Source organism: Citrobacter werkmanii, assembly GCF_008693645.1.
In the GTDB taxonomy this organism is placed as follows: Bacteria; Pseudomonadota; Gammaproteobacteria; order Enterobacterales; family Enterobacteriaceae; genus Citrobacter; species Citrobacter werkmanii.
In genome coordinates this window covers 1,521,178-1,532,892 of sequence record NZ_CP044101.1, presented here as the reverse complement: position 1 = coordinate 1,532,892, position 11,715 = coordinate 1,521,178, and the positions used below count along the sequence as shown (strand labels likewise).

The window sequence follows — 11,715 nt, the reverse complement described above, 5'->3', positions numbered from 1 at the left end:
CGACGGCGAGGTTGTGTGTCTCGGTATTACTTCAGCCGAGATGAGATAGCCGACTTAGTGGCCCGGGAACGGAACCAGGCTATAACAGGTCAGCCCCTGTTTTTCCAGGCGCTGTTCGCCGCCCAGGTCAAACAGGTTAATGATAAAAGCAGCATCGGTCACTTCGCCACCCAGACGGCGGATCAGTTTCACGGTGGCTTCAATCGTGCCGCCGGTTGCCAGCAGGTCGTCCACAACCAGTACCTTATCGCCCGGTTTGATGGCATCAACGTGGATTTCCAGCTGATCGGTGCCGTATTCCAGCTCATAGCTCTCGGCGATCACTTCACGCGGAAGCTTGCGGGGTTTACGTACCGGAACAAAGCCGACGCCCAGACCCAATGCTACCGGCGCGCCAAACAGGAAGCCACGCGCTTCGGTGCCAACCACTTTAGTGATACCCGCATTTTTGTAGCGTTCAACCAGCAATTCAATGCTGAGGGCGTAGGCTTTCGGGTCTTCCAGTAAGCTGGTGACATCGCGAAAAAGAATGCCCGGTTTCGGGTAGTCGTGGATGCTTTTGATGCTATTTTTGAGAAACTCAAGCTGCTGTGCAGTCGCGGTCATAAGTTTGTGCCTGATTAATTCGGTATTACTTCACGGCGCACTATACACTTCATCCTCGACGTGTCTTGAATGATTTTGTGTCTATATTAAGGGCCAGGGTTACATTTGCTTAACCTTTGACCACCTGCGCCTGTGCTCGAAAACGGTCGAATTTACTGGCTGTGAACGACAATTGCAACAGCGATTATTGCGCTTTATTGCTTTTGTTGTTTTTCATCAATCACCGGGATCCGCCACATAAAAATCAGTAAACAGGCGAGAATAACCAGCAGCAGGCCGCGTACCCACATCATATTGACCAGCCACAGTGAAATACCAAACGTAATCAATATCAGCAAAATAGCGCGCGGCTTTGCGCCCGGCGGCATCGCGCGGTGTTTTTGCCAATGGCGCAGATACCCGCCGAACCACGAACGATACAGCAGCCAGTCGTGAAAACGCGGCGATGAGCGGGCAAAACACCAGGCAGCCAACAGGATAAATGGCGTCGTGGGCAATAGCGGCAATACCACTCCCAGCGTTCCTAATACTACCGCTAGCCAGCCAATGATGATTAGAATAATGCGTTGCATAATATGAGTACTTAACACAGAGAATCGCTACTTTAGCATAACAGTTCTCATTTTCATCGGAGTGTTGTCGTGAAAACCGTCATGCTGCTACAGACGCTCGAAAACCAGCTTAACCGCCTGCGCCAGCGTTGTGCCCCGTTGGCGCATCATACAACGCTTAGCGCCCGCTTTGACAGACATCTGTTTCACACTCGCAGCACGTTGCTGCAGGCGTGTCTGGATGAAGCAGAAGATAATCTCACGGCCCTACGCCGCGCGGTGGATCAGCAACAACTCCCCCAAATTAGCTGGCTTGCGGAACACCTTGCTTCACAGTTAGAGGCGATTTCACGCGAAACCGCCAGTTGGTCACTCAGAGAGTGGGACTGCGCCTCTCCCGGTCTGGCGCGTTGGCAGCGCAAGCGGGTTCAACACCAGGAATTTGAACGCCGGCTGGTTGAAATGACGCGTGAACGCAAAGAGCGCCTGTCCCAGGCTACGGGTTTTGAAGAACAACAGAAATTGCATCGTGAAGTAGAAGCATTCGAGGCGCGACTGACGCGCTGTCGCCATGCGCTGGCAAGAATAGAAGCCGTGCTGGCGCGTTTAACCCGTTAATACCCGGAGAATTTATGTCATTAGAGAACGCCCCGGACGAGGTCAAACTGGCCGTCGATTTGATTGTTTTACTTGAAGAAAATCAGCTTCCAGCACGCACAGTGCTACGCGCGCTGGAGATCGTTATGCGCGATTATGAAAACAAGCTTAAAAGTGCGGAAGGCGCCTCGCAAACTGATTGATTGCCCTCTGGTCTGCCATTGGCTTCGGTGTCAGAGTCGTCGCAACATCACGACGATAACGGACAGATCATGGAACGGCTCCCCACCACGCCGCACGATGCGGTCTTTCGGCAAATGCTGACGCAAAAAGAGGTCGCCCGAGATTTTTTGCAGATCCATTTGCCTCAAGCGTTTCTCAATATATGCGATATGGAAACATTGACGCTGGAATCAGGCAGCTTTATTGAGGACGATTTACGCACCTGCTATTCAGATATCCTCTATTCCCTGCAAACAACACATGGACCCGGCTACGTTTATGCGCTGATTGAGCATCAGAGTACACCCGATAAATTAATGGCCTTTCGCCTGATGCGCTACGCTGTTGCTGCTATGCAGCACCACCTTAACGCCGGGCATAAAACCTTACCTCTGGTGGTACCTATACTGTTTTATCATGGTACAAAAAGCCCGTGGCCCTATACTCTCAACTGGCATCAGTTGTTTAGCGAGCCACAGCTTGCGAAAGCGCTTTATGGCAATGAATTTGCGCTGGTAGACCTGACCATTATGCCAGATAATCAGATCATGCAGCATCAACGGGTAGCGATGCTGGAACTCCTGCAAAAACATATTCGGCAACGCGATCTGAGCGAGTTATTGGATCAACTCATTACGCTCTTAACGCAGGATCGCCTGACAGAATATCAGCTCGACGTTTTGATTAATTACATGCTGAAAGCAGGAAATACCACGGAACCCGGCGTACTTGTCCGCCAACTGGCGCAGAGTGCGCCACAGTACAAGGAACAGCTGATGACAATTGCTGAATGGTTAGAAGAAAAAGGTAGAGCGGAAGGCATGCAGCAAGGGCTGGAAAAAGGGTTAGAAGAAGGTCGGCAGGCAGAAGCGCGTGATATCGCACAAAAAATGCTCGCCCGCGGCCTGGAACCGGATCTGATTACACACCTTACGGGCCTGACGCAGGAAGAACTGACAGCGCTGACTCACTAAATACAATCAGGGCGGCAAACTGGCCGCCCTGATTGCAACTTAACCTACCGAAGGCGTCGGATCATCACCTTTGATGATGTCACGCTTAACTTCGGTCACGGTGTCCCCTTTCGCATTATGCAGGTGTACTTCGAGCTGGTTAAAGGCGATATCAATGTCATTTTCACGACACAAACGATCGACCGCACGGTTAAGTTCGTCAACCGTATGGCTACGATCGCGCAGTTCACGCACGTATAAACGCAGCTCATGATCCAGCGTGCTGGCGCCGAAGGCGGTAAAGAACACCGCTGGTTCCGGATCGTGCATCACTTTCGGGTGTTCCATCGCCGCCTGCAACAGCACTTTCTTCACTTTCTCCAGATCCGAACCGTAGGCCACGCCAATGCGGATCACCAGACGCGTAGTGGTATCGGAAAGCGACCAGTTGATCAAACGCTCCGTCACAAAGGCTTTGTTCGGGATGATCACCTCTTTGCGATCAAAGTCGGTAATGGTGGTGGCACGAATACGGATCTTGCTGACCGTTCCCGAGAATGTTCCGATAGTCACGGTATCGCCGATGCGTACCGGGCGCTCAAACAGAATAATCAGACCGGAAACAAAGTTACCGAAAATCTCCTGTAAACCAAAACCAAGACCAACCGACAAGGCTGCGGCCAGCCACTGTAGTTTATCCCACGAGACGCCGAGCGAACCGAAGACCGTCATCGCACCGATGGCGATGATCGCATAGTTAAGAATGGTGGTGATCGCATACGACGCTCCCTGGCGCATCTTCAGTCGCGAGAGCACCAGCACTTCCAATAGTCCGGGTAAGTTGCGGATCAGCGCCCATGCGACCATTGACGCAATAATCGCAAACAGCAGGCTGCCCATGGTGACGCTTTTCACCACTGCGGCCCCCGCTTCTGTAGCGTTATAATGCCAGAGCGTAATGCTGTCGAGGTAACTGAACACGGTGATCAGATCGGACCAAATTGCCCAGAACAGAACACCAAACAAGGCAACCATCACCAGCATGGTGATACGTAAGGTTTGCTGGTTAACCTGCTCCAGCGCAATGGTCGGTTCTTCTTGCGGTTCTGCGCCTTCTGCCCCTTCTTTCACCAGGTTCTGACGACGCGCTAACGCACGACGCCAGGCGATACGCCGCGCCGCCACGCTCAACCCGCGGAGCACCGTCTGATACAACAGGTTCCAGACAATAACCAGATAAACCGTTTCAATCCAGCGGCCCGACAAGCGCAGCGTGGTGTAGAAATACCCTGTCGCCGTCAGCACCATCAATGCAATCGGGATAATAGACAGCACGGTAATGGTGACCAGACGCAGACCATGCGACTCTTTGTCACGCCAGCTTTCACGGCACATTGGCCATACCAGGAAGGCGATCAGCAACAGGTTGAGGAAAATAACGGACTGACCAAGCACATCATCCATCAGATTGAGCGGCGACAGTTCAGCAACAACTGACCAGAAGTTAAGTGGTAACAACGCCAGGCTAATACGCACAATCTGGCGACGCCAGTGGCTGGTTTGCTTTGCAGGCATGCCAAAATGGCGTATCGCCACACCATCTTTTTCCAGCACCTTCCAGCACAGACCAAATACCAGCCAGAAGACGGTCATCTTCTTACTGAACGCCCACAGCAGGTCGCTGATATTCAGCTGCATGGTAAGCAGAATCAGCCCCACGGCGAGGATAATCAGACACGCTGGCAGCGCTCTGATGAGATCGATCAGTATCGCTTTTGGCGTATTGAGCTGACTGTCATTACGCAGGTTACCTACCGCGGCGGCTAATTTCGCCTGATATTCTTTCAGCCATTTCAAACGCCAGCGGATTAACCCGGCAATGAGCAGCAGCGGCAATCCTGCCAGGAAGGCAATAAATACCGCCGGCCAGGCTTTTTCCCAGTTCACGGTGATTTTCATCGACTTAAACTGGTCTTTAAGCGTTTGCGGGAAGGCTTTGATCCAGTCCCAGTCCATTGGACGGTTACTGTTAACCCAAAAAATTTGCTGGGTGAGGATCCCTTTCAGGTTTTTCGACACGCTCATCAACTGCTGCTGGTTGATTTGCAGGTTAATCGCCATCATCAACTGGTTGCCCAGTTGCTTATTCAGCTGATCCAACAGCTCCCGGCGCATATCCACGACCTGCAGCAGGGCATCATGGACTTCACCGTTGACTTCGTTGCTGTGCCCTTCTTCCAGTTTGGCGACAAACGCATCATTCTGGAACAGGGCGTCACGCTGCTGGTTGACCTCAAATTGTTCCAGACGCAAATCGGCAATCCGGTTGGTCATATCAGCAAGCTCATCTGCCGACGGCAGCGTTTGTTGCTGCTGGTACAGAATACGTGACAACAACAGACTGCCTTTCAGGACGGCGATCTGTTCTTTAATATTGCGTTCGGATTGCAGCGCGCGATCGAGCCAGTTTTTAACCTTAATATTTTGCTGCATCAGGTTATTGCCGTTTTCGGTCGCGGCGATCAGACGCTGGCTAAGCTGATGGTTGACGTCCAGTTCCTGCTTCACTAACGGATTAGACTGAATACGTTCAGCTTCGTCAGGCGATACCGCTTCCTGCGCCGTCTTTTCGGTTAACGTCAGCCGTTTGCTGTTTACAGCCTCTTGCAGGAGCTGGAGCTGATGCTCAAGACGATTGCTGTTTGCCGTCACGTAATCGCGTTGTTTTTGCAAGGTGTCCTGCAAAATCGTATTGCCTTCAAGGCTTTTACGCTGTTGGTCGATCTGCGCGTTCAGTAGCGCCTGCTGCGCCTGCAGTAGCACCTGCTGGCTGGGGCGCAACGCCGCCTCCCCCACATTATTACCATCAAGCCGATTGCGGATTTGCTGCATTTGCTGCGACGCGGTGTACATCGCATTTTGCACGCGCTCTGGCTGAGTCTGCAGCGATACCAGTTGGCTGTTATAAGCGGCCAAATCATTTTGCGCGCTTTGCAGGTCATCCAATACCTGCGCCACGCGCGACTCCAGTTGACGTAAGGAGAGCGTACTCAGCGTTTTTCGCGTTTCATCGTCATTATCAACATCACTGAGCGAATTTAGCGCATCTGTCGCCTGACGCATTTTCTCCGGCGCCTCGGCAACTTTCTGCCGAAGCTGTACGGTCTCATCTTTCACGCGATCGATTTTATCCAGCGTGGCGATGGTATCGGTCAGATCCTGCTGAACCAGCTTATCCTGCGCGGAGAGATCTTTTTGTTTATTCAGCGCGTCCAGTTGGCTCTGAATATCCGCTTTCGTCGGCAGATCCCCACTCTGTTGCGCCCGTGCAAATGCTGACGACTGGCAAAAAAGCAATAGAATGAAGAAAAGAAAGGTAATAGCAATAAGATGCTGTGAACGTTTATAGAGCTGCAACATAGTCATGAGAATGAACGTTTCTGAACCGGAAAAGTGACCGGAAATAGTCAAGCGGCAAGAATATCACGGCTGTGAGCAGCAGAATAGCAGCAGGCAAAACGACCAGGATAATTCCTGGTTCAGACCGCAAAAGTTAGCAGGATTTCGCCACGTTAACCCGCAGGCTTGGGCAGAGAAGACACATCTCCAGCAGTACTGCGACGTATTCACGCGCGTCTTTTTTCAGATCAAAAGATTCAGGGGCAAATAACCAGTTCTCTATAATTCCCGTAACATAGCTACGCAACAGCACCGCCACGCGACGCGTGTTCAGATTTTCCGGCAGCATGTTGGCATTCATGCACTGCCGCAATGTTTGTTCGATACGGTCGTAATTCTCAATACACAGACTGCGTTGAGCGAGCTGAACAGAGGCCATTTCCCCGACAAATTCGCATTTGTGGAATATAATTTCCAACAACAAACGTCGGCGTTCTTCTGTCACGGTAGCTTCAAGAACGTAAATTAAAATTTCTCTTAATACTGATAGTGGATCGTCGGGGAATTTTGCTTGATACTCAGTCTCTAACTCATCAATGTTAGGTTTTGCTAGCTCCCAAATTTCACTGAATAAATCCGATTTGTTTTTGAAATGCCAATAGATTGCGCCGCGCGTGACACCAGCGGCTTTTGCGATCTCCGCAAGCGAGGTGGATGATACCCCTTGTTGCGAAAACAAACGCAGAGCAACATCGAGAATGTGCTGTCGTGTTTCCTGTGCTTGTTGTTTGGTTTTTCGTGCCATAGGTCAGTGAATTTACAGGCGTTAGATTTACATACATTTGTGAATGTATGTACCATAGCACGACGATAATATAAACGCAGCAATGGGTTTATGGGCTTTAAGCCATTGATCAATTTGAAATCGGACACTCGAGGTTTACATATGAACAAAAACAGAGGGTTAACGCCTCTGGCAGTCGTTCTGATGCTCTCAGGCAGCTTAGCGCTAACAGGATGTGACGACAAACAGGCCCAACAAGGGGGCCAGCAGATGCCAGAGGTTGGAGTTGTTACGCTCAAAACTGAACCTCTACAGATAACAACCGAACTCCCGGGTCGCACCAGTGCGTATCGCATTGCTGAAGTTCGTCCTCAGGTTAGCGGTATTATCCTGAAGCGTAATTTCACGGAAGGTGGTGACATCGAAGCGGGTGTATCTCTCTATCAGATTGATCCTGCGACTTACCAGGCCGCTTATGAGAGCGCAAAAGGCGATCTGGCCAAAGCACAAGCCGCAGCAAATATCGCTCAACTGACGGTCAAACGTTATCAGAAACTGTTGGGTACTAAGTACATCAGTCAACAGGATTACGATAGCGCGCTGGCAGACGCACAGCAGGCGAACGCCGCCGTTGTCGCCGCGAAAGCCGCAGTAGAAACTGCACGCATCAATCTGGCCTATACCAAAGTGACGTCGCCGATCAGCGGCCGCATTGGTAAGTCATCCGTTACGGAAGGCGCTCTGGTGCAAAACGGTCAGGCGACCGCACTGGCTACCGTTCAGCAATTGGACCCTATCTATGTAGACGTGACGCAGTCAAGTAACGACTTCCTGCGCCTGAAACAAGAGTTGGCCAACGGCACGCTGAAGCAAGAGAACGGTAAAGCGAAAGTCGAGCTGGTGACCAATGACGGCATCAAGTTCCCGCAGGCCGGTACGCTGGAATTTTCCGATGTTACGGTAGATCAAACCACCGGTTCGATTACGTTACGCGCCATCTTCCCTAACCCGGATCACACCTTACTACCGGGAATGTTCGTCCGTGCTCGCCTGGAAGAAGGGACTAACCCAACTGCATTACTGGTTCCGCAGCAAGGCGTTACCCGCACACCGCGTGGCGATGCCAGTGCCTTGGTTATCGGTGCAGATAACAAAGTTGAAATGCGTCAAATTGTCGCCGCACAAGCGATTGGCGATAAATGGTTAGTCACTGATGGACTTAAGCCGGGCGACCGCGTGATTGTCACTGGGTTGCAAAAAGTACGTCCTGGCGCGCAGGTAAAAGCCCAGGAGATTACCGCGGATAACAACCAGCAAGCCGCAAGCGGTAGCCAGCCTGAACAGTCCAAGTCTTAACTTAAACAGGAGCCGTTAAGACATGCCTAATTTCTTTATCGATCGCCCAATATTTGCGTGGGTGATCGCCATTATCATCATGTTGGCAGGGGGGCTCGCGATCCTCAAATTGCCGGTAGCGCAATATCCGACTATTGCACCGCCAGCAGTGACGATCTCCGCGACCTACCCTGGCGCTGATGCCAAAACAGTACAGGATACTGTTACGCAGGTTATCGAACAGAATATGAACGGTATCGATAACCTGATGTACATGTCCTCAAACAGTGACTCCACGGGTACCGTGCAGATCACCCTAACCTTCCAGTCTGGTACTGATGCGGACATCGCGCAGGTACAGGTGCAGAACAAACTGCAGCTGGCTATGCCGTTACTGCCGCAGGAAGTACAGCAGCAAGGGGTTAGCGTTGAGAAGTCATCCAGCAGCTTCCTGATGGTCGTCGGTGTTATCAACACCAATGGCACCATGACGCAGGAGGATATTTCCGACTACGTTGGCGCCAACATGAAGGACGCCATTAGCCGTACTTCAGGCGTGGGCGATGTTCAGCTGTTCGGTTCGCAGTACGCAATGCGTATCTGGATGGATCCGAACAAACTGAACAATTTCCAGCTGACGCCGGTTGATGTCATCAACGCAATCAAAGCGCAAAACGCCCAGGTTGCAGCCGGTCAGTTAGGTGGTACGCCGCCGGTGAAAGGCCAGCAGCTTAACGCGTCGATCATCGCGCAGACCCGTCTGACCTCCGCCGATGAGTTCAGCAAAATTCTGCTGAAAGTGAATCAGGATGGTTCCCAGGTTCGTTTACGTGACGTGGCGAAAGTGGAGCTGGGCGGCGAGAACTACGACATCATTGCGAAGTTCAACGGTAAACCAGCATCCGGTCTGGGTATCAAGCTGGCGACAGGCGCTAACGCCCTGGACACGGCAAACGCTATCCGCGATGAACTGAAGAAGATGGAACCGTTCTTCCCGTCAGGTCTGAAGATCGTTTACCCGTATGACACCACGCCGTTCGTGAAAATCTCTATTCACGAAGTGGTGAAAACGCTGGCGGAAGCAATCATCCTCGTGTTCCTGGTCATGTATCTGTTCCTGCAGAACTTCCGCGCGACGTTGATTCCGACTATCGCTGTGCCGGTGGTGCTGTTGGGTACGTTTGCCGTCCTTGCGATTTTCGGCTTCTCGATAAACACCCTGACGATGTTCGGGATGGTGCTCGCCATCGGCCTGTTGGTGGATGACGCCATCGTGGTGGTCGAGAACGTTGAACGTGTTATGGCGGAAGAAGGACTACCGCCGAAGGAAGCAACACGTAAATCAATGGGCCAGATTCAGGGCGCGCTGGTGGGTATCGCAATGGTGCTGTCAGCGGTATTTATCCCGATGGCATTCTTCGGGGGTTCTACCGGTGCAATTTACCGTCAGTTCTCCATCACCATTGTTTCCGCGATGGCGTTGTCAGTACTGGTGGCATTGATTCTGACCCCTGCCCTGTGTGCGACCATGCTCAAACCGATTGCTAAAGGCGATCACGGAGAAGGTAAAAAAGGCTTCTTCGGCTGGTTTAACCGCATGTTCGATAAGAGCACGCACCATTACACCGACAGCGTGGGCGGTATTCTGCGCAGCACCGGTCGTTATCTGGCGCTGTATTTGATCATCGTCGTGGGCATGGCCTATCTGTTCGTTCGTCTGCCAAGTTCGTTCCTGCCAGATGAAGACCAGGGGGTATTCCTGTCAATGGCTCAGCTGCCAGCGGGTGCAACGCAAGAGCGTACCCAGAAGGTGCTGGATGAAATGACGGATTACTATCTGACGAAAGAAAAAGCGAACGTTGAATCGGTATTTGCCGTTAACGGCTTCGGTTTTGCGGGTCGTGGTCAGAACACCGGTATCGCGTTCGTCTCACTGAAAGACTGGAGCGAACGTCCAGGTAAAGAGAATAAAGTTGAGGCGATTACCGAGCGTGCGATGGGCGCATTCTCGCAGATTAAAGATGCAATGGTCTTTGCCTTCAACCTGCCAGCGATTGTGGAGTTAGGTACCGCCACTGGTTTTGACTTCCAGTTGATTGACCAGGCTGGTTTGGGCCATGAAAAACTGACCCAGGCGCGTAACCAACTGTTTGGTGAAGTTGCGAAACATCCTGATCTGTTAGTCGGCGTACGTCCTAACGGTCTGGAAGATACGCCGCAGTTCAAGATCGATATCGATCAGGAAAAAGCGCAGGCGCTGGGTGTTTCCATTAGTGATATTAATACAACGCTGGGTGCCGCATGGGGCGGAAGCTACGTGAATGACTTCATCGACCGTGGTCGTGTGAAGAAAGTTTACGTCATGTCTGAAGCGAAATACCGTATGTTGCCGGAAGATATTGGCAACTGGTACGTGCGCGGCAGCGATGGACAGATGGTCCCATTCTCCGCCTTCTCTACCTCACGCTGGGAATACGGTTCACCGCGTCTGGAACGCTATAACGGTCTGCCTTCCATGGAGATCTTAGGCCAGGCCGCACCGGGTAAAAGTACCGGTGAAGCGATGGCGATGATGGAGCAACTGGCCAGCAAACTGCCATCCGGTATCGGTTATGACTGGACGGGTATGTCCTACCAGGAACGACTGTCCGGTAACCAGGCCCCTGCCCTGTATGCCATTTCACTGATCGTCGTCTTCCTGTGTCTGGCGGCATTGTACGAGAGCTGGTCAATTCCATTCTCCGTTATGCTGGTAGTACCGTTGGGGGTTATCGGCGCATTGCTGGCGGCGACATTCCGCGGTCTGACCAACGACGTATACTTCCAGGTAGGCCTGCTCACAACCATTGGGTTGTCGGCGAAGAACGCGATACTTATCGTCGAATTCGCCAAAGATCTGATGGATAAAGAAGGCAAAGGTCTGATAGAGGCGACGCTGGACGCGGTCCGCATGCGTTTACGTCCAATCCTCATGACGTCATTGGCCTTTATTCTGGGCGTAATGCCGCTGGTAATCAGCTCCGGCGCAGGTTCCGGCGCGCAGAACGCCGTTGGTACTGGCGTAATGGGCGGGATGGTGACGGCAACCGTGTTGGCTATCTTCTTTGTTCCGGTGTTCTTTGTGGTGGTACGCCGCCGCTTTAGCCGCAAAAATGAAGATATTGAGCATAGCCACTCAGTCGATCATCATTGATACCTCTCTAAAGATAAGGCCGCGCAAGCGGCCTTTTTTCTGGAAAAATCATAAAATCCACTTATTGAAATTCGG

9 protein-coding genes are annotated in these 11,715 nt (G+C 51.9%); 5 read left to right on the top strand and 4 right to left on the bottom strand.

Features of this window, described 5'->3' with window-relative positions; all coding sequences use genetic code 11:
- Nucleotides 1-54 precede the first annotated feature (54 nt).
- Entirely contained in the window at nt 55-606 is a 552-nt protein-coding gene (gene apt, locus FOB24_RS07895) for an adenine phosphoribosyltransferase (protein ID WP_006685676.1), read from the bottom strand.
- Between the two features lie 194 nt (nt 607-800).
- Entirely contained in the window at nt 801-1,178 is a 378-nt protein-coding gene (locus tag FOB24_RS07890; RefSeq protein ID WP_038638360.1) for a DUF454 family protein, read from the bottom strand.
- Between the two features lie 69 nt (nt 1,179-1,247).
- Between FOB24_RS07890 and priC the strand changes: the two genes are divergently transcribed.
- The 3 genes from priC (at nt 1,248) to FOB24_RS07875 (ending at nt 2,950) form a co-directional block, all read left to right on the top strand.
- Nucleotides 1,248-1,775 (top strand): primosomal replication protein N'', encoded by a 528-nt coding sequence (gene priC, locus FOB24_RS07885; RefSeq protein WP_087857063.1) that lies wholly within the window; start codon nt 1,248-1,250, stop codon nt 1,773-1,775.
- Between the two features lie 14 nt (nt 1,776-1,789).
- Nucleotides 1,790-1,957, top strand: coding sequence for a pleiotropic regulatory protein RsmS (gene rsmS, locus FOB24_RS07880; RefSeq protein ID WP_006685679.1), 168 nt, complete (start codon nt 1,790-1,792; stop codon nt 1,955-1,957).
- 69 nt (nt 1,958-2,026) lie between these two features.
- Nucleotides 2,027-2,950 (top strand): Rpn family recombination-promoting nuclease/putative transposase, encoded by a 924-nt coding sequence (locus FOB24_RS07875; RefSeq protein ID WP_150344743.1) that lies wholly within the window; start codon nt 2,027-2,029, stop codon nt 2,948-2,950.
- Nucleotides 2,951-2,989: 39 nt separating this feature from the next.
- Here FOB24_RS07875 and mscK read toward each other — a convergent pair whose 3' ends face one another.
- Entirely contained in the window at nt 2,990-6,355 is a 3,366-nt protein-coding gene (gene mscK, locus FOB24_RS07870; protein WP_150344742.1) for a mechanosensitive channel MscK, read from the bottom strand.
- Between the two features lie 127 nt (nt 6,356-6,482).
- The gene (gene acrR / locus FOB24_RS07865; RefSeq protein WP_069323969.1) at nt 6,483-7,133 is read right to left on the bottom strand and encodes a multidrug efflux transporter transcriptional repressor AcrR; all 651 of its coding nucleotides are present in this window, start codon (nt 7,131-7,133) and stop codon (nt 6,483-6,485) included.
- Nucleotides 7,134-7,274: 141 nt separating this feature from the next.
- Here acrR and acrA point away from each other — a divergent pair, with 141 nt between their 5' ends.
- Entirely contained in the window at nt 7,275-8,468 is a 1,194-nt protein-coding gene (acrA, locus tag FOB24_RS07860) for a multidrug efflux RND transporter periplasmic adaptor subunit AcrA (protein WP_038638348.1), read from the top strand.
- Between the two features lie 22 nt (nt 8,469-8,490).
- On the top strand, nt 8,491-11,640 hold the full coding sequence (gene acrB / locus FOB24_RS07855) for an efflux RND transporter permease AcrB (protein ID WP_038638345.1): 3,150 nt from the start codon (nt 8,491-8,493) through the stop codon (nt 11,638-11,640).
- Nucleotides 11,641-11,715 lie beyond the last annotated feature (75 nt).